The sequence below is a fragment of the Brevibacterium sp. LAARM2_SD2 genome, from assembly GCF_057364785.1.
On record NZ_JBNFOM010000009.1, the window covers coordinates 1 to 18,556 of the forward strand.

Consider the following 18,556-nt stretch of genomic DNA (forward strand, 5'->3'; position numbering starts at 1 on the left):
CGGGTCCACAACCCGGCCGTGGCGGCACGCGTGTCCGCGGTGGCCGGCCACGACGGTCGCCGCGGCGCGGCAGCCGACCGGGCCCTCGCCCAGGAGGCCATCGCCGTGCCGGTGCTGCCGACGACGACGATCGGTTCGTTCCCCCAGACCGCCGAGGTGCGGCGGGCCCGAGCCGACCATCGTGCGGGGCGGATCGACGCCGAGGCCTACGAAGCGGCGATGCGCGCGGAGATCGACCGTGCCGTCGACCTCCAGGAGCGCCTCGGACTCGATGTCATCGTCCACGGCGAACCCGAGCGCAACGACATGGTCCAGTACTTCGCCGAGCACCTCGACGGGTTCGCGACGACGGAGAACGGCTGGGTCCAGTCCTACGGATCCCGCTGCACGAGGCCGCCGATCCTCTTCGGTGACGTCTCCCGCCCGGAGCCGATCACCGTCGCCTGGTCGACGTACGCGGCGTCCCGGACGACGAAGCCGGTCAAGGGCATGCTCACCGGCCCGGTGACGATCCTCGCGTGGTCGTTCGCTCGCGAGGACGTCAGCCTCCAGGAGTCCGCGGATCAGATCGGGCTGGCGCTGGCCGATGAGGTCGCTGACCTCGAAGCCGCGGGCATCGGCATCATCCAGGTCGACGAACCAGCGCTGCGTGAACTCCTGCCCCTGCGCCGGGCCGATCGCGCGGCCTACCTCGACTGGTCGGTCCGCTCGTTCCGCCTCGTCGCAGCACAGGCGGCGCCGGCCACGCAGATCCACACCCATCTGTGCTATTCGGAGTTCGGGGAGATCATCGAGGCGATCGACGCCCTCGACGCCGACGTCACGAGCATCGAAGCCGCCCGCTCGCGCATGGAGGTGCTCGCCGACATCGCCGCGGCGGACTTCGCCCGCGGCATCGGGCCGGGCATCTACGACATCCACTCCCCCAGGGTGCCGAGCGTCGTCGAGCTCACCGAGCTCATCGAGACCGCACTCGAGTCCGTCGACGCCAGGCGGCTGTGGATCAACCCCGACTGCGGCCTCAAGACCCGCGGGTACGCCGAGGTGGAACCGGCTTTGGCGAACCTCGTGGCGGCACGGGATGCGGTGCTGACCGGCGTGCGGGCAGGCCAGGCCTCCGGGTGATCCCGGGCTGAGTCGCGCTCACGCTTCGGCGGTGCGGGTCCCCCACAGGGCATGGGCGGCGAGATCGGCTGCGCGCAGCAGCCGCTCGCGGCTCATGCCCTGGTTCGATTGGGCGGAGAGTCCCAGCCACACGGTCTGCACGGCGTCGGTGAGCGCTGTCGGGGACGCGTCGGCCGGCAGCTCGCCGTCCTCGACGGCCCGGGTGAATCGGGCGTGGAGCAGCCGCGCGTTCTCCGCCTGCATGGCGCTGATGATCTCTCCCGCATCGCTCGCATCCGCCGAGTCCGTGATGATCGCGCTCGTCACCATGCACCCGGGATTGACCGCGGGATCCTGCGTGAACTCGATGATCGATTCCCGCAGCAGCGTCTCGACGACCTCGCCGATCGCATCCGCGGCGACGGCTCGCCGGTAGATCTCGGCATAGCGCTGAGCGTAGACCTCGACCGCCTCGGCGAAGAGACCGGCCTTGCTCCCGAATGCGGCGTAGAGGCTCGAACTCGAGATGCCGATCGCCGAGGTGAGCGCCCGCGTCGACGTGCCGGAATACCCGTGACGCCAGAACAGCCGCGCCGCCTCGAGCAGCGCCTGGTCCCGCTCGAAGGCCGGAGGTCGTCCACGCATCATCCTTGAATTCTAGAGCAGTCGGTCCATAATTGATTTATGGAGCAGATGATTCAGAAAACGATTCCTCTTGCCGACGGCCATCTCACGGTCGACGTCTACGGCGATCCCGAGGGCGAACCGGCCGACTCGCTCGTCGTTCTGCCCGGGGTGATGAGCGATGCGCGGGCGTGGCGCCGGTTCGCCGCAGCCCTCACCGCCTGGGCGCGCGTCATCGTCGTCAATCGGCGCGGGCGGGCCCCATCGTCGGAGCTGCCGGAGGGTCATTCGCTCCTCACCGAGGTGGCCGACCTCGGTGCAGTCCTCGATACCTTCGCTGCCCGGCAGCTCTTCGCGTGGAGCTTCGGCGGACTCGTCGGCCTGCACGCGGCCAACGACCGCCGCCTCGACCATGTCATCGCCTACGAACCCGTCATGGCGCCCTTCGGTGAGCACGCACTGTCTGCACTCAAGGCAGCCCATGAGGCGGCGGACTGGGATGCGGCCGTCGAGATCATCAACGTCGACGTCTCGGGATTCGACGCCGGCCATGTCGCGGGCCTGCGCGCGAACGAACGCGCGTGGCGGATGCTCGAGGAGCTCGCACACCCCCTCTACCCGGAGCTGCGCGCGATCGCCACCGCCTCAGTGCCGGCCGAATTCGGGGCCCGCGCGCACCGCATCGATGTCCTCGTCGGGGAGGACGACCTCGGCGCCGCCCCCTATGGGACGAGCGTCGCCGACGTCCTCAGCCTCACCCCGCGGGCACGCACCCACACCGTGCCCGGCCAGGGGCACATGGCGCATCTCGAGGATCCCAGCGGTCTCGCGGCCCTCGTCGACGCCCTGCGGTGAGCTACGCTCCGCGCGGCAGCTCGGTGGGAATGTAGTAGAGGCCCTTCGAGTCCTCTTCGACGCTGACGTGGAGGCGATCGTCGACGCGGACGAAGTCGCTGACCTTGATCGTGCCCTTCTCCCCGCTGAGCTCGCGCACGGCGAACGCGGGGATGAGGCCCTGGCGGCCGTCGGAGTCGACGGCGAGAGCGTACTTCGGGCCGGTCGCCCGGACCCGTACGTCGACGGCACGGCGTTCCTCGGCCCCGGCGAGCACACCGGTCTCGGGCTCCGGATTCGTCAGCGCCGAGAGTTCGACGGCCAGGGTGTCGGCCATCTCGTCGACGGTTGCGAGCATGTTCGCCATGGCGCGGGCGAACTCGCCGTGGAGCTCGCTCGGCTTCATCGCCGCGCCCGGCTTGTACATGTCCTCGTGCGTGAGCTCGCCCCACGCATCCTGCAGCCGCGTCTTCACCTGGACCTCCGCGTACACCGGCTCCCCGTGGTCGGAGGGGATGCGCAGGGTGACGTGGCACGCGCGGTAGCCGCTAGCCTTGGGGTGATCGACGTAGTTCTTCTCTTCGATGAGTTCGAACGCTCCCAGCTGCGCAGGGTCGCAGAGGGAGGTGAACATCATCTTCTGGTCCCGCGGGGACTTGCAGAGGACCTTGACACCGACGATGTCCCTGATCTGGTCTTCGACATCGATCGCCGAGGTGACCGTGACGTCCGGTTCGGCAGCGACCTTCTCTGCGAGCTTGGCGAGGGTGCGCGCCGGATCCTTGATCCGGTGACCGTCGACGTCGAGTCGCGAGATGTCCTTGTCCTTGAGCAGGCCCCGCTGCTGCTCCTTGAGCCAGACCTTGATCCGCGTCGCCGTCGCCTCCCACACGTCGAGCCGCTCAGCGTAGGCGGCATCGACGTGTCGTCGGAGGTCGGAATCGGCGTTCACGCGGGGTCGGCTCAGTGACCGGAGACGGGCGCCGAGGCGGTTGCAGCGTGGTCGCGGGCGGCGGCCAGCATGCCCTCGCGGGTGGCGATCTTCACCCTTTCACGGCCCTCGACGGCTCCGGCGGCCCGTTCGGCGGCATCGAGCCGGTGGTAGCCCTGCCAGTCGACGAACTCGACGCCCTTGGCCTGCAGCAGTTCGACGATCGAGTCCTCGGCGGGAGCGACCGGCTCGGCGAGCACGCCGGCGGCGCGGTCGGCGAGGATGTGGGAGATCGTCTCGAGGGCATCGCCCTTCGTGTGCCCGATCAGGCCGACCGGGCCCCGCTTGATCCACCCGGTGCTGTAGACGCCGGCGACGACATCGGACTCGGCCGCCTCGCTCTGATCCACGGCGTCGACGACGCGACCCTCATGGTTCGGGATCACCCCGCGGCGCGGATCGAACGGCAGCTGCGGCAGTGCGGAGCCGGCATAGCCGACGGCGCGGTAGACCGCCTGGACCGGCCAGTCGACGAACTCGCCCGTGCCCCGGACGTTCCCCGTCCCATCGAGCTCCTGACGCTCCGTGCGCATAGCCTCGACCTTCCCATCGCCGAGGATCTCCGCGGGTGCGTGAAGGAAGTGCAGATGCAGACGGCGCTTCGCCCCGGTGGGTTCGCGCATCGTGAAATCGGTCAGCGTCTTCGCGACCTGCTTGACCTGATTCGATGACTCGATCGCTGCCATCGACCCCTCATCGAACTCGAAGTCCTCCGGATAGACGATGACATCGACGTCGGCGACATGGCCCAGCTCTCGCAGCTCGAGCGGGGTGAACTTCGCCTGCGCCGGGCCCCTGCGCCCGAACACATGGACGTCGGTGACCTTCGAGGACTTCAGACCCTCGTAGACGTGGTCGGGGATCTCCGTGACATGCATGTCATCGGCCTGCTTGGCGAGCACGCGAGCGACGTCGAGTGCGACGTTGCCATTGCCGATGACCGCGACCTGCTCAGCCTCGAGCGGCCAGTCCTGGCTCACATCGGGGTGTGCGTCATACCAGTTGACGAAATCCGCAGCACCGTAGGAACCGGGGAGGTCGACGCCGGGGATGTCGAGCGGGGCATCGACGAAGCAGCCGGTGGAGAAGATCACGGCGTCGTAGCGATCGGTGAGCTCGTCCAGGGCGATGTCGACTCCGTACTCGACGTTGGAGAACATCCGGATGTCTCCCCTGTCGAGGACCTTGATCAGGGCGTTGATGATGCCCTTGATCCGCGGATGATCCGGCGCCACCCCGTACCGGACCAACCCGAACGGCGTCGGCAGACGCTCGAAGAGATCAATGCTGACGTCGAAATCACGCTCAGCCTTCGTCAGCAGATCAGCCGCATAGATACCGGCAGGACCAGCACCCACAATGGCCACACGGAACGGACGAGTCATTCTCACACCTCTCTAGACATTCGGATACGATTCTATCGCCTATATAGGTTCTCCTAACACTCACGTGACGAACCTCGCACGCCTGGTCACGACGGACTCGGCCCCGGCAGAGCAGGGCCCGTCCGTCGAGCAGACGGTGGTCACCGAATTTCTGAGAGAACCCTAGACTTTCGTTGTGAACACTCCTGCCGCTCCTGACGAGAGCGCCTTCCGGCGCCTCGGACTCATCTACGGCTCGTCGGCGTACCTGCTCTGGGGTCTGCTCCCGCTGCTCTTCGCCGCCGCGGCTCCGACGAGCGCGCTCGAACTCGTCGCCAACCGGGTGATCTGGGCACTCATCTTCTGCGCGATCCTCCTCGTCTTCGCCCGCGGCTTCGCCCGGACGTGGGCGATCATGCGCTCGGGCAGGACGTTCTGGCTGCTCGCGCTGGCCGCGGTGCTCATCGCGATCAACTGGACGACGTTCATCTACGGCATCGACACCGGCCACCTCGTCGAGATCTCCCTGGGCTACTACCTCAATCCGCTCATCTCGATCGGCCTCGGCGTCGTCTTCCTCGGGGAGCGGCTGCGGCCCCTGCAGTGGGCGGCCGTCGGCTTCGGGCTCGTCGCCGTCATCATCGTCGGTCTCGGGCTCGGCCGCGTGCCCTACCTGGCGTTCTCCGTGGCCCTGTCGTTCGGGTTCTACGGGCTCGTGAAGAACAAGGTGGGCGGCAGGATCGGCGCGCTCGAGGGGATGACGGTCGAGACGGCGATCCTCGCCATCCCCAGCCTCGCCTATCTCGGCTTCCTCGCCGCGGCCGGCACGCAGACGTTCACCGGCTTCGGCGCCCTCCACGTCGTCATCGTCCTCGCGACGGGACCGGCGACGGCGATTCCGCTCATCCTCTTCGGTGCCGCCGCCAGACGGATCCCCCTGTCGTGGATCGGCATGCTCCAGTACATCGCGCCGACGCTGCAGTTCATCATCGGCATCACCATCCTCGGCGAGTCGATGTCGGTGACGCGCTGGATCGGATTCCTCATCATCTGGATCGCCGTCATCCTCCTGTGCACGGACATGATCCGGCAGAGCCGCCGGCCGCCGACGACGGGGTGATCAGCGCGAGCGGGAGACCACGGAGTCGGCGAACTCGAAGAGGGAGTCCTTGACGATCCCTTCGGGCAGCGGGGCGAGGGCATCCTTGGCCGCCTGCGACCAGCGCACCGCCTCGGCGCGGGCCTCATCCGTCACCGGATGAGCGGCGAGCGCGGCCCGGGCGGTCTCGAGCGCCTCGTCCGAGCTGAGATCGGCGTCGAGGAGACCGACGATGCGCACCGCCTCGGCGTCGCCCTTCTCCGCCGCGGCACGCACGTAGAGCACGGGCAGGGTCGGGACGCGCTCGCGCAGGTCGGTGCCCGGCGTCTTCCCCGACTGGGAACCGGTCGTCGTGAGGTCGATGATGTCATCGGCGAGCTGGAAGGCGATGCCGACCTTCTCCCCGAAGATCCGCACCGGTTCGATGAGCGCCGGATCGGCACCGGAGAACATCACGCCGAACTGCGCCGAGGCGGCGATGAGCGACCCCGTCTTGTCCGCCAGGACGTCGATGTAGTGCGCGATCGGATCCTCGTCCTCGGTGGGACCGGCGAACTCGGCGAGCTGCCCGAGGACGAGGCGCTCGAAGGTCTCCGATTCGATCTTCACGGCCTCCGGGCCGAGACCCGCCGTGACGAGCGAGGCCTTGGAGAAGAGGAGGTCGCCGGTGAGGATCGCCACGGAATTGCCCCACACCTCGTGGGCGGCCGGCGCACCCCGGCGCACGGGGGCGTCGTCCATGACATCGTCATGGTAGAGGGAGGCGAGGTGGATGAGCTCGACGGCGACGGCGGCCTCGATGACCTCGTCGCACTGCGGCTGCCCGAGGCGGGCGGTGAGGAGGACGAGGTTCGGGCGGGCACGTTTGCCGCCGGCGGCGAGCAGATGCTTCGAAGCGGTGTCGGGCAGCTTCCGCGTCTGGTCGGTGACCGCGTAGAGACGCCGCTCGACGATGTCGAGCTGTGCGGCGATGTCGGCCGCGAGCTGGGCATCGGCACCGATGAAAGTCACCGGAGAGGCTAGGTGGCTCATGTCCTCGTCATTCGTCATAGTTATCGCAGGGTACCTTGCAGGGCTCACGCGTTGCTCGTGGCCGGGACGATCCGGGTGAGAGTGGCAATCACCCGGTCGATGAGATCGGCCTCGGTCATCGAGGGGTCGCGGTAGAGGTTCGCCAGCAGTCTGACGACGAACTCCATCACAACGTCAACACCCATACCGTACTTGATTCCGAAGTGCATCAGTGCCGGATGGCCGATGATCGCAGCGAATACCCTGCCCAACGTGAAGTAACCGCCCAGGGAATCCCCGATGAGCGCCGGGTACTCGGTGAGCTTGCTGCGCATGATCCGCTCCGGGTAGCGGGCATAGGTCGAGATCACCTCGGCGGCGGTGCGGGCGGATTCGAGGGCGTAGTCGATGCCCTCCCCGTTGAACGGATTGACCATTCCCCCGGCATCGCCGATGAGGAGGAGACCCTTGTGGAAGTGCGGGGTGCGGTTGAACGCCATCGGCAGGGCCGCGGACTTGATCGGCCCGAGCGCCGTCGTCTCGTCGATCCCCCATTCGCCGCCCATGTCGGCGATCCACCGTTCGATCACCGCCCGCAGGTCGACGGAGCCGAACTGCGGTGAGGTGTCGAGGAGACCGGCGCCGATGTTGATCGTGCCGTCGCCCATCGGGAAGAGCCACCCGTAGCCGGGCAGCACCTCGGACTGACCGTCGGCGTTCGTCGACCGCATCTCGACCCAGCTCTCGATGAAGTCATCGGCATGCCGGGGCGAGGAATGGTAGGCGCGCACCGCCACTCCCATCGGCCGGTCGTCGCGCTTCTCCAGACCCATCGCCACGGCCAGGCGGGAGGAGACGCCGTCGGCGGCGACGACGATCGGCGCCCGGAAGTGGGCGTCGGGTCCGACCCGCCGACCGCGATGATCGGTTCCGGCGGCATGGACTCCGCGGATCCATCCGTCCTCGTCGATGTCCGGGCTCAGGGCCTTGATCTGCTCGAACAGGCGGGCACCCGAGCGCTGGGCATGCCGGGCGAAGGCCTCGTCCATGCTCATCCGCGGGCGGTCAGTCCGTAGTTCGGCGTTCCGTCGATATCGGGCCAGGCGATCTCGAGCCGGTGGCCTCCGCCGATGAGGCGCAGTCCCCGGTTGCGGTGCCAGCCCTCGTCCTCCGGAGTCTCGAGGCCGAGGAAGCCGACCTCCTTGACCGCCCGCGGGGTGAGCGCGTCACCGCAGATCTTGTCCCGCGGGAACCCCGACTTCTCGAGGATGACGACATCGTGTCCGGCCTGGGCGAGATACGTGCCGAGGGCCGACCCCGCAGGTCCCGCCCCGACGACGATGACGTCGGCGTCGAACTCGTTCACGGCTTGAGCGCGTGGTGGACGGCGACGATGCCGCCGGAGAGGTTGCGGTACTTCACCTGGTCGAATCCGGCTCGTAAGATCTGGATGGCGAACTCGTCCTGGTCGGGCCACGCGCGGATCGACTCGGCGAGGTAGACATACGCCTCAGGGTTCGACGACACCGCGGTGGCCACGGGCGGCAGCGCCCGCATGAGGTACTCCTTGTAGACGCGGGCGAACGGCGAGAACGTCGGAGTGGAGAATTCGCAGACGATGAGTCGGCCGCCGGGCCGGAGCACGCGCAGCATCTCGGCCAGCGCCCGATCGACGTCATGGACGTTGCGGATGCCGAAGGAGATCGTCACGACGTCGAAGCTCTCATCCTCGAACGGCAGATCGAGGGCATCGGCATAGACGAAGTCGATCTTCGGGTGCCGGCGGCGGCCCTCGGCGAGCATGCCCTCGGAGATGTCACCGGCGACCACCTCGGCGCCGTGATGGGTGAACGACATCGACGAGGTGCCGGTGCCGGCGGCGAGATCGAGGACCCGCTCCCCCGGCCCTGCGGCCACGGCGTAGGAGACGCTGCGCCGCCACGCACGTGCCTGCCCGAGCGAGAGGACGTCGTTGGTGATGTCGTAACGGGAGGCGACGTCGTCGAACATCGAGGCGACGTCAGCGGGCTGCTTGTCCAGCTGGGCACGGTTCATGTCCTCATTCTCTCAACACGAGGTGCCCGCGGGCGAATCAGTCGCTGTGCACCTGCACACACCCGGCGCCGGGCCGCGCACCCGGGCCGGACCCTGTGCCGCCGTCGGCGAGCGGGCTCGGATACAGTGGCCATGCCATGACTACGACGCTCTCCGCCTCCGACATCGCCACCGCGACCCCGCGTCTGCAGGTCCGCTCCCGCTTCGTCGACGACGTCGACCCCGGCCCCGGCTTCCCCTTCGGATCCGACCTGCCCACGACCGTCGAGCAGACGCTGGCACTGCTGCCCACCTCGGCGTTCTCCTGCTGGGTCAGGGACACCTCCGGACTCATCGGCTTCGGCCGCACCCTGCGCATCCGGGCGCGCGGGCGCGACCGGTTCCGGCAGCTCTCGGACGCGTGGAAGGCGATCACCGCGGCCGCGGTGATCGAGGACGAGGTCGACCTCCTCGGGTCGGGGCTGATGTGCTTCGCGACGGTGACGTACTCGCAGGACTCCGCCGTCGACTCCCTCATCCACATCCCCGAATTCGTCATCGGGCGCCGAGGCGGTCGCGTGTGGATGACGACGATCGCGACCGAGGACGCGACCCCGACACCCCCGGTCCTGCGCGAACAGCCGCTGCGACCGGTCACCTCGGCGCAGGCCTCCCCCGGCGACCTCGACGAGGACACGTGGGCACGTCTCGTCGCCACCGTCTCGGCCATGCTCACCCCGTCGACGGGGCCGCCGAAGTCGATGCCGACTCCGATGACCCGACCCTGCGCAAGGTCGTCCTCGCCCGCGACGAAGTCGTCACCACCGACGAGGAGATCGACGTGCGCTCCGTGCTCGGTGCGCTCAACCGCAGCTACCCGAGCTGCTGGACGTTCGACGTCGCCGGGCTCATCGGCGCGACCCCGGAGCTGCTCATCGGCGTCGACCACGGCCGCGTGACCTCCCGGGTGCTCGCCGGCACGTACCGAGTCGAGAAGGACCCGACGACGGAGATGGCCGCGGCCCGCCAGGTGCTCAGCGCGCACAAGGACAGCACCGAGCACGCCTTCGCGATCGCCTCCCTGCAGCGCAGCCTGGGATCCGTCGCCGACGAGGTCTCCGTCGACGAACGTCCCCACCTGCTGCCCCTGGCCAACGTCATCCACTCCGCCTCCGATGCCACCGGGCAGCTGCCGGCGGACTCCGGGCTCAACGCCCTCGACGTCGCTGCCGCCGTCCACCCGACCGCCGCCGTCGGCGGATACCCGCAGGCCAGCGCCGTCGCCCGCGTCGACGAACTCGAACCGCTCGACCGCGGCCGCTACTCCGGTCCGGTGGGCTGGATGGACGATCGCGGCAACGGGCAGTTCGGCATCGCGCTGCGCTGCGGACAGCTCGAGGACCGCAACCGAATCCGTCTCTTCGCCGGGGCCGGGATCATGCCCGATTCCGATCCCGCCACCGAGGTGGCCGAGACAGAGGCGAAGTTCGCCCCGATGCGGAGGGCGCTCGGGTTGGAGTAGGGGTGGTTCGGTTCTGAGCTCGTGTCAGTTCTGATGTCGTGTCAGGACCGGTCTGTAGCGTTGTCGTATGGACGCGAAGGAACCTTCGGACACGGCGACTGGCGGCGATGCCGACCTGACCTTCGCCGCGCCGAAGTTCGCCGGTGACGTCCGTGATTTCACTTCGATGCTCCTCGATCTGGCCGCCTCGGCCAATGCCTGCGAGGCTCAGGACCGCATCCGTCTTCTCGAGCGTCTCACCGCGACGATCGCCGCCGTCCAAGCCAGCGAGGCCGTCGCACTGCACGCGCATCGGGTCGCCGAGGACACTGCGAATCAGGTGCCTGCGCACCAACGCGGCACGTATGCCGGGCACGAAGTCGCCTATGCGAAGTACACGGCACCGGCCTCGGGGCGGAGATTCCTCTCGACCGCCCATGCGCTCGTCGACGATCTCCCGCACACCTTCGCCGCCCTCGCCCGCGGGGACATCCCGCAGAGTCGTGCCCGAACCGTCGCCGAGCGCACCGCCGGTCTCACCCACGAGCAGCGGATCCGCATCGATGACGAGCTCAAGGACCGCCTCACCCACGCCGGAAACAGACGCCTGAGCCGTGAGGTGCGGGCACTCGCGTATGAGGCCCGCGTCGACGACGATCCCGCCTACGAATGGGAGAGTTCCAACGTCGCCGTGGCGGACCGGCACGTGTCCTTCGCCGACCTCGAGGACGGTATGGCCCGCATCAGTGCCGTGCTGCCCATGGTCGAAGGCATCGCCGTCGTCGATCATCTCCGCCAGTCCGCCCTGAGTCGAATCGCCGACGGCGAGGCCGAGGGCCGCAATGAGAAGCAGCTCATGGCCGACCTCTTCGTCGAACGGCTGACCGGGCAGGGCGCAGCCGGCGACGTGCCGGTCGAGGTCGCCGTGGTCATGGAGGCCGAAAGCCTCTTCTCCGACGGGCGGGTGCCCGCCTGGCTGCCGGGCTATGGTCCCCTGCCGGCGAAGACGGCGCGGGAGTTCCTCGCGGCATCCGACGCACAGACCTTCCTCCGGCGGGTCTTCACCTCCCCCACGACCGGGCAGCTGGTCGGCATGGACTCGAAGTCGCGGAAGTTCACCGGTCAGCTGCGGAAGATGGTGATCTTCCGCGACGACGTGTGCCGGTCCCCGGGATGCGACGCTCCGATCAAGCACGTCGACCATGCGCAGTCAGTGGCCGACGGCGGCCCCACGGAGTGGGAGAACGCGTCCGGACTGTGTGCGGCCTGCAATTACGCGAAGGAGAAGGCCGGCTGGAAGCATGAGGCCACTCCGGGCACGCTCATCGTCACCACCCCGACCGGGGAGCGCTACCGGACGGACACTCCGCCGCTCGTGACGAAGCTGCGCGCCCGAGGCCGGAGCACGGCGAGCAATCGAGACGGCCCACCGAGGCGGCCCGGAGATGAGGTCCCGACCGTCGAAGTTGTTCCCATCAGGCCGGACAGTGTCGACGCCAAGGCGCCGAGCACAGTCGAGGCGCCGAGCACCGTCGAGTCGGTCTATCGCGAGTTGATATTGCGGGACACTGGGTGAGGTCTCGGCGACGCTTGACGAGCTCTGTGCGACGCCGGACAAGTTCTCGGCGATGCCGGGTCAGCTGTGCATGGTGGCCACCGTTGCTGCCGTGCGGGGTGAAGACGACAACTCTGCCCGGTGCGTCAGACGTCGTGATCGGTCGACGGTGAGGCGAGAGCGACTTCGATGATCGTCCGTCGGGCCCCGTGTCCGCCGGCGGACTGCGAGCAGGCCTGGACGTCGGCGAAGACGGCGAAGAAGTCCTCGAGCGTGGACACCTGCGCATGGTCCCATCCGTACGCTGCGGCGAGGTCGGCGAAGCGTCTGCCGTGGGGCACGGTGAAGTAGCGCTCGAGGTGGTCGACGACGTGGTCCTGCGAGTGCTCGAGTCCTGAGAAGATCGCACCGCCGTCATCGTTGAGGACGACGATGAAGACGTCGCCGGCCTGCTCGTGCGACGGGGTGAGCAGGCCGCCGACGTCGTGGAGCAGCGCGATATCGCCGATGAGGAGGACGACCCGCTCCCCCAGCCCGAGAGACAGCCCTGTCGCCGTGGAGACGAGCCCGTCGATGCCCGCCAAGCCCCGCGACGCATGGATGCGGGCGCGGAGATCGGTGGCGTCGCTGAGGTAGCGCACCGAGTTCGAACTCGCGACGAAAAGGGTGATGTCCTCGGCTGCGAGGTGCTCGGTGATCGCCCGAGCGGTCGACTGAGGATTCGCCTGCGGGGTCGACAGAGGGTTCGCCTGCGCGGCCGACGGGCTTTCCACAGCGGAGGAGACGAAGGCCTCTCCCGCCTCGACCCAGGCGCGCAGCCAGGCCGCCTCGTCGGTTCTCTTGCCGTCGACGCTGTTGTCGTCAGCTCGTTTGTCGTCGGCTCCCGTGTCGTCGTCTCTCTTGTCGTCCGCCACGGTCAGCACGGTCGCATCGATGTCATCGGGGAGGCGCTGCACAGACACGGAGTCGTCGGCGAGCAATGCGGCCACCGGCCTCGTCAGGGTCGGTTTGCCGTGGACGATGACCGTCCGGATCGCATCTCTCAGGTCCGCCCGTTCGCTGAGCACCCGAGCGTGTGCGGGGACGAAGGTCGCGACACCCGCCATGGGCCGTGTCAGCGGACTCGACGGTTCGGCGAGCACCGGCAGATGACGATCGGCGGCGAGCGCTCGCAGCAGGTCGGCAGAGTGGCCGCCGGCATCGCCGGCGACGATGACGGTTCCCTCGGTGACAGTCACCTCGAACGAGGGAGCCTCAGTTTGCGCAACTACCGTCGTCCCTGCAGCATCTGTCCCGGCACCATCCCATCCCGCGATCTCATCGGTCCACGCACGCAGTTCGTCGGGCGTCGGGACCAGCGGGGTGTCGAACTGGACGTTGACCTGGACCGGTCCGGCCGCCTCGGTGCCGGTCCCACCGACCGGACCCACCGCGTGCGCACCGCTCCCGTCACCACCCGATCGACGACGTCCGTGTCCTCGCCGGCGGGGACATCGATACGGGCGCGGACATCGCTGAGCACCTGCGACTGGTCATCGATGGTCTGATTCGCGCCGGTCCCTCGGAGCCTGGCGGGACGGTCGGCGGTCAGGGCGATGAGCGGCAGGTGCCCGTACGCCGCCTCGAGGACAGCAGGATGGAGGTTGGCCACCGCCGACCCCGACGTCGTCACGAGCGCCACGGCAGACGCGACTTCTCCGGTCTGCGCACCGCGCACCCGCAGACCCCGCGCAAGACCGAGCGCGAGGAACCCGGCGTCGCGCTCATCGAGACGGACGTGCGTGCGGATGAGCCCCGCCTCGGCGAGGGGGGCGAGCGCGTAGACGAGCGGTGCGGACCGGGACCCGGGGGCGAGGACGACCTCCCTGACTCCGGCTGCGACCAGACTGCGGGCGATCTGCTGCGCCACTGCGCTCGAATTCGACATCACCCGATATTCAACCACTTACCCACCTGCGGTTCACGTTGACCCTCTAGGCTCGCTCCATGCGCCGATCGATCCTCTTAGCGGTTGGAGCACGCGCCGTCCGATCGCTCACGGCCGCCCGCTCGTACCGCGGCCGCTTCCCCGTCCGCGACCAGAACAGTGCCTTCCTCGGTCCCGAGCCCCGGGGCAAGGACGCCCGCAGATGGCACATCCGCGACAAGCGGAAACTCTCACCGCGGCTGCGCGAATTCTTCCTCTACTCCCCCGCCCTCGGCCGCACCGTCGGAGTCCGCGTCCTCCTGCCGGGCATCCCCGCCGAGGTCAGTCCCGTCATCCACCTCTTCCACGGCGGCGGCGACGACTTCCGGTCGTGGACGGACTTCGGTGCCGCCGAGGAGCTCACCGCCGACACCCCCTACCTCGTCGTCATGCCCGACGGCGGTGCCGGCACCTATTCGCGGGTCGCCGTCGGCAGCGAGGTCCACGACTGGCCGACGTTCCACACCACCGAGATCCCCGAGTTCCTCGCCAAGACCTATTCGATCGACGCCGACCGGGAGTCCCAGCTGCTCGCCGGCCTGTCGATGGGCGGGTACGGGGCGATGAAGTACGCCGCCTGGCATCCCGACCGCTACGGCGCGGCCGCGGCGTTCTCCTCCCCGCTCGACCCGCTCACCGCGGTGCCGGCCTTCGACATCATCGCGATGCGCGAGGGCGCCCGGTCGATGTCGGTCTTCGGCGATCGCGACGCCGACCGCAGCGAATGGATCGCGAACTCGCCCTACGGACTGGCCGAGAACCTCCGCGACATCGACCTGTGGTTCAGCGCCGGATCCGGCAGTCTCGAGGAGACGAAGGACCGGGACCTCCTCGAAACGCTCGTCAACCAGCAGGGCGAGCGCTTCTCCGCCCGCCTCAACGCCCTGGGCATCCGGCATTCGTGGTTCCCCCGCAGCACCGGTCTGCACAATTGGACGAGCTGGCAGCGCGAACTCGGAGCATGGCTGACGACCCTCGACCGGCACCGGAACTATGAGAGCTCGCAGACCTCCCGACGCCGCGGGAACGAGAGCTCGCGCGTCGCCGACGGCGGCGAGTTCTCCTACCTCACCGGCCACGCCCTCTTCGACATCCACGGATGGCGGGTCGAGATCTCCCGGCGCCGCGCACAGATCGTGCGCTTCGGCTCGGTGTCGGCCGCCGGCTTCTCCCTCACGGGGACCGGCAGCTTCCGCGTGCGCACCCCCGACCTCTTCCAACCGGGACGCAAGTACGACATCACGGTGACGGGCCCGACCGGGATCAACGAGTATCCGCAGCGGGCGGACAAGAAGGGGCGGCTGACGTTCACCGGTCGCCTCGCCGCGCGATGCACGACCCGATCATCCCCGGCAAGCGCACGCAGCACTTCGCCACCCACGGGCAGGAGGAGATCACGACGGTCCGGATCGCCTCGGCGCCGGAACCGGAGACGGAGGTGACCAGCGCAGACACAGCTGGTCCTGACTCAACCGACCGCCAGGCCCGGATGGCAGATGTGTCCGACCCGGCGACGGATGTGCCTGATCCGGCACAATCGCGCGGGAATGCGCGCTGAGGCCTCGACTACGCTTGAACTCAACCGCACCACCCAGCGGTTTCCCAGCTACTACCCCCTCCAGCCGAACGTGCTGGCCGAACTTTGACTCGAAAGGTCGACCAATGAAACGCGCACTGCCCGTCATCGCACTCGCCGCCGGACTCGCCCTGACCGGCTGCACCAGCGGGAGTTCGTCCGACTCCGCCGACTCCGGCTCCGGCTCGCAGCCGGCCGCTGAGGAGACCCAGCAGTCCACCCAGCTCGACGAGGCTGCTCTGAAGAACATCATCGACACCACCCAGTTCGACGGCAAGACCTTCAAGACGGTCGACACCGGCGCGATCTCGAGCGGAGAGGCCGCGAAGGCCCTCGAGCAGGCCGAGTTCGACCCCGCCGAGTGCAAGGACCTCGCGATGGCCGGACTCAACGCCGCACAGGCGACCGACGGCACGACCGTCGTCGGCGTCGCCTCCGACAACACCATGAGTGTCGGCCTCTCGAGCTTCCCCGACGAAGCGGCCACCACCGACCAGTTCTCGACCTCGAGCACGATGGCCGAGACCTGCGGTGACGTGACGATGACGATGTCGGGCATGGAGATGAACATGAAGTCCGAGACCTTCGACGCCACCGTCCCCGGTGCCGACGAAGCCGTGGGCACGACGACGTCGATGGAGGCCGGCGGCCAGTCGGCGATGTCGACTCAGACCGTCGTCGCCCGCGTCGGCAACACCGTCGTCACCGCGGCGAACATGTCGCCCAACGGTGACGAGCAGGACGCCGTCAAGGTCGCCGAGGAAGCCGTCAAGGCCGTCCAGGCCGCCGGTTGACGAGCCTCAGCCGTTGAGGCTGACCGAGCGCAGGACGTCCCAGCACTCCTGAGCTCGAGCAGCCCACCACGCCGATCGCCCCGGATCCGCAGCCATCGCCGTCAGGCGCTGCGGGTCCGGGGCGATTCGCGTCACCGGGATCCGCCCGTCGACCGGCACCAGCCCGTCGGCGACGACATCGGTCGTGAAGAGACGCGCCGTGCCCAGCCCGCAGGCGGGGTGCTCACCGAGGATGTCCCGGCTGCTCGGCGTGCGCGGCAGCCGGGCGGCGAGTTCGGCCCCGGCGGCCAGTCCGACCGAGGACTCGAGTGCCGAGGACACGACGGCCGGCAGTCCGGACCGCTGAACGATCTCCGCGGCAGCGGCGACCCCGCCGAGCGGCTGGACCTTGACGATGACGACCTCGGCCGCCCCGAGGGCCGCGACCCGCAACGGGTCCTCGGCCTTGCGGATCGACTCGTCGGCCGCCAACCGCACCGGCAGGTCCCGGGCGGCGAGCCGCTCCCGCAGCCGGGCGAGGTCCTCGACCCCGGGGACGGGCTGTTCGAAGTACTGGAGATCGAACTCCGCGAACGCCTCGCTCGCCGCGACCGCCTCGGCGAGGGTGTACTTCGCATTCGCATCGAGCCGGAGGACGACATCGGGGAAGAGCCGTCGCAGCTCGCGCAGCCGCGCGAGATCCTCCGGCAGCGAGGCGAGACCGTGCTCGGCGACCTTCGCCTTGACCGTGCTCACGGCCCCAAAGCGGGAGAGGATCGGCTCGACCTCAGCGACGCCGGCGGCCGGCAGGGTGGCATTGACCTCGACGAACGCAGGCTCATCGGCACGATATTCGGGAACATCGCCGGGGGCACCGTGAATCGGGTCCCGTCCCGGCACCGGGAGTCCGGCGAACTCGAGGGCCGCCTGCAGCCAGCGGGCGGATTCGCGGGCATCGTATTCGACGAACGGGGAGAACTCCGCCCATCCCAGGGGCCCCTCGAAGAGGAGGATCTCGCGTTCGGTGATGCCCCGGAAGCGCGTGACCATCGGCAGCCGCAGGACATGGACGCTGGGCACGAGGTCGGCGAAGGAGGCGGGAAGGGCGGTCATGCGCCCAGCCTATCCGGGAGTCCACCTCGGCGGTGGGAACCTTCCCCGCCCCCGTCCGGGCGATGCCCGCGGCCGCGTTAGGCTTGAGGTCATGACCGTCTCTGACATCTTCGATCCCACCCGGTGGCGCGAGGTCTCCGGCTTCGACTTCACCGACATCACCTACCACCGGGCGATCGACGCGGACGGCACGGACATCGGGGCCGTCCGCATCGCCTTCGACCGGCCCGAGGTGCGCAACGCCTTCCGCCCCCACACCGTCGACGAGCTCTACCGGGCCCTCGACCACGCCCGCCAGACCCCCGACGTCGGCGCCGTCCTCCTCACCGGCAACGGCCCGAGTCAGAAGGACGGCGGCTGGGCGTTCTGCTCCGGCGGCGACCAGCGCATCCGCGGCCGCTCCGGCTACCAGTACGCCGAGGGCGAGACCCGTGAGACCGTCGACCCGGCCCGTGCCGGACGCCTCCACATCCTCGAGGTCCAGCGCCTCATCCGCACGATGCCCAAGGTCGTCATCGCCGTCGTCTCGGGCTGGGCCGCCGGCGGCGGGCACAGCCTCCACGTCGTGTGCGACATGACGATCGCCTCACGCGAGCAGGCGAAGTTCAAGCAGACCGACGCCGACGTCGGATCCTACGATGCCGGCTACGGCTCGGCCTACCTCGCGAAGATGGTCGGGCAGAAGAAGGCCCGCGAGATCTTCTTCCTCGGCCGCACCTACTCGGCCCAGGAGATGGCCGACATGGGCGCGGTCAACGAGGTCGTCGACCACGCCGACCTCGAGACCGCGGCACTGGACATGGCGAACGAGATCCTCGGCAAGTCCCCGAACGCGCAGCGGATGCTCAAGTTCGCCTTCAACCTCGTCGATGACGGCCTCATGGGCCAGCAGGTCTTCGCCGGTGAGGCCACGCGCCTGGGCTACATGACCGACGAAGCCGTCGAAGGCCGGGACGCGTTCCTCGAGAAGCGCGACCCCGACTGGTCGCCCTACCCGTGGTACTACTGAAC

Annotated in this window: 16 protein-coding genes and 1 pseudogene; 8 read left to right on the top strand and 9 right to left on the bottom strand. The window is 68.8% G+C overall.

The features are described from left to right. A partial coding sequence (gene metE / locus AC2W7K_RS07375) for a 5-methyltetrahydropteroyltriglutamate--homocysteine S-methyltransferase (protein ID WP_486005935.1) occupies positions 1-1,125 on the top strand: 1,125 nt, incomplete at its 5' end. An 18-nt stretch (positions 1,126-1,143) separates the two neighbouring features. On the opposite strand, the gene AC2W7K_RS07380 is transcribed toward metE, so the two are convergent. After that, positions 1,144-1,752 carry a TetR/AcrR family transcriptional regulator gene (locus tag AC2W7K_RS07380; RefSeq protein ID WP_486005936.1) on the bottom strand — a complete coding sequence of 203 codons (609 nt, stop codon included), beginning with the start codon at positions 1,750-1,752 and terminating at the stop codon, positions 1,144-1,146. Between the two features lie 45 nt (positions 1,753-1,797). Here AC2W7K_RS07380 and AC2W7K_RS07385 point away from each other — a divergent pair, with 45 nt between their 5' ends. Continuing rightward, complete coding sequence (locus AC2W7K_RS07385) at positions 1,798-2,583, top strand: alpha/beta fold hydrolase (RefSeq protein WP_486005937.1); 786 nt, start codon at positions 1,798-1,800, stop codon at positions 2,581-2,583. Position 2,584: 1 nt separating this feature from the next. On the opposite strand, the gene AC2W7K_RS07390 is transcribed toward AC2W7K_RS07385, so the two are convergent. Next, positions 2,585-3,514: a GTP pyrophosphokinase gene (locus AC2W7K_RS07390; protein ID WP_486005938.1), complete on the bottom strand. Its 930-nt coding sequence runs from the start codon at positions 3,512-3,514 to the stop codon at positions 2,585-2,587. Positions 3,515-3,525: 11 nt separating this feature from the next. Continuing rightward, positions 3,526-4,938: an FAD-dependent oxidoreductase gene (locus AC2W7K_RS07395; RefSeq protein ID WP_486005939.1), complete on the bottom strand. Its 1,413-nt coding sequence runs from the start codon at positions 4,936-4,938 to the stop codon at positions 3,526-3,528. Positions 4,939-5,113: 175 nt separating this feature from the next. Between AC2W7K_RS07395 and rarD the strand changes: the two genes are divergently transcribed. Further along, entirely contained in the window at positions 5,114-6,037 is a 924-nt protein-coding gene (rarD, locus tag AC2W7K_RS07400; protein WP_211978016.1) for an EamA family transporter RarD, read from the top strand. On the opposite strand, the gene AC2W7K_RS07405 is transcribed toward rarD, so the two are convergent. The 3 genes and pseudogenes from AC2W7K_RS07405 to AC2W7K_RS07415 form a co-directional block, all read right to left on the bottom strand. Then, entirely contained in the window at positions 6,038-7,048 is a 1,011-nt protein-coding gene (locus AC2W7K_RS07405; RefSeq protein ID WP_486005940.1) for a polyprenyl synthetase family protein, read from the bottom strand. A gap of 44 nt (positions 7,049-7,092) precedes the next feature. Next, positions 7,093-8,393: pseudogene (locus tag AC2W7K_RS07410) on the bottom strand (geranylgeranyl reductase family protein). Next, positions 8,390-9,082: a demethylmenaquinone methyltransferase gene (locus AC2W7K_RS07415; protein WP_137826845.1), complete on the bottom strand. Its 693-nt coding sequence runs from the start codon at positions 9,080-9,082 to the stop codon at positions 8,390-8,392. The pseudogene AC2W7K_RS07410 and the gene AC2W7K_RS07415 overlap by 4 nt, the downstream one beginning before the upstream one ends. A 676-nt stretch (positions 9,083-9,758) precedes the next feature. Between AC2W7K_RS07415 and AC2W7K_RS07420 the strand changes: the two genes are divergently transcribed. Together AC2W7K_RS07420 and AC2W7K_RS07425 are read left to right on the top strand one after the other, a co-directional pair. Next, positions 9,759-10,583, top strand: a complete 825-nt coding sequence (locus AC2W7K_RS07420; RefSeq protein WP_486005941.1) for an isochorismate synthase — start codon at positions 9,759-9,761, stop codon at positions 10,581-10,583. A 67-nt stretch (positions 10,584-10,650) separates the two neighbouring features. Then, positions 10,651-12,138: an HNH endonuclease gene (locus AC2W7K_RS07425; protein ID WP_486005942.1), complete on the top strand. Its 1,488-nt coding sequence runs from the start codon at positions 10,651-10,653 to the stop codon at positions 12,136-12,138. Between the two features lie 125 nt (positions 12,139-12,263). On the opposite strand, the gene AC2W7K_RS07430 is transcribed toward AC2W7K_RS07425, so the two are convergent. Both AC2W7K_RS07430 and AC2W7K_RS07435 read right to left on the bottom strand, forming a co-directional pair. Then, positions 12,264-13,355 carry a thiamine pyrophosphate-dependent enzyme gene (locus tag AC2W7K_RS07430; protein ID WP_486005943.1) on the bottom strand — a complete coding sequence of 364 codons (1,092 nt, stop codon included), beginning with the start codon at positions 13,353-13,355 and terminating at the stop codon, positions 12,264-12,266. 29 nt (positions 13,356-13,384) lie between these two features. Continuing rightward, positions 13,385-14,044 (bottom strand): thiamine pyrophosphate-binding protein, encoded by a 660-nt coding sequence (locus tag AC2W7K_RS07435; protein ID WP_486005944.1) that lies wholly within the window; start codon positions 14,042-14,044, stop codon positions 13,385-13,387. 59 nt (positions 14,045-14,103) lie between these two features. On the opposite strand from AC2W7K_RS07435, the gene AC2W7K_RS07440 reads away from it, so the two are divergent. Both AC2W7K_RS07440 and AC2W7K_RS07445 read left to right on the top strand, forming a co-directional pair. Then, the gene (locus AC2W7K_RS07440; protein WP_486005945.1) at positions 14,104-15,525 is read left to right on the top strand and encodes an alpha/beta hydrolase; all 1,422 of its coding nucleotides are present in this window, start codon (positions 14,104-14,106) and stop codon (positions 15,523-15,525) included. 220 nt (positions 15,526-15,745) lie between these two features. Next, positions 15,746-16,453 carry a hypothetical protein gene (locus tag AC2W7K_RS07445; protein WP_486005946.1) on the top strand — a complete coding sequence of 236 codons (708 nt, stop codon included), beginning with the start codon at positions 15,746-15,748 and terminating at the stop codon, positions 16,451-16,453. A gap of 6 nt (positions 16,454-16,459) precedes the next feature. Here the strand turns inward: AC2W7K_RS07445 and AC2W7K_RS07450 are convergent, their stop codons facing one another. Then, complete coding sequence (locus tag AC2W7K_RS07450) at positions 16,460-17,545, bottom strand: o-succinylbenzoate synthase (RefSeq protein WP_486005947.1); 1,086 nt, start codon at positions 17,543-17,545, stop codon at positions 16,460-16,462. Positions 17,546-17,636: 91 nt separating this feature from the next. Between AC2W7K_RS07450 and AC2W7K_RS07455 the strand changes: the two genes are divergently transcribed. Continuing rightward, on the top strand, positions 17,637-18,554 hold the full coding sequence (locus tag AC2W7K_RS07455) for a 1,4-dihydroxy-2-naphthoyl-CoA synthase (protein WP_486005948.1): 918 nt from the start codon (positions 17,637-17,639) through the stop codon (positions 18,552-18,554). Positions 18,555-18,556 lie beyond the last annotated feature (2 nt).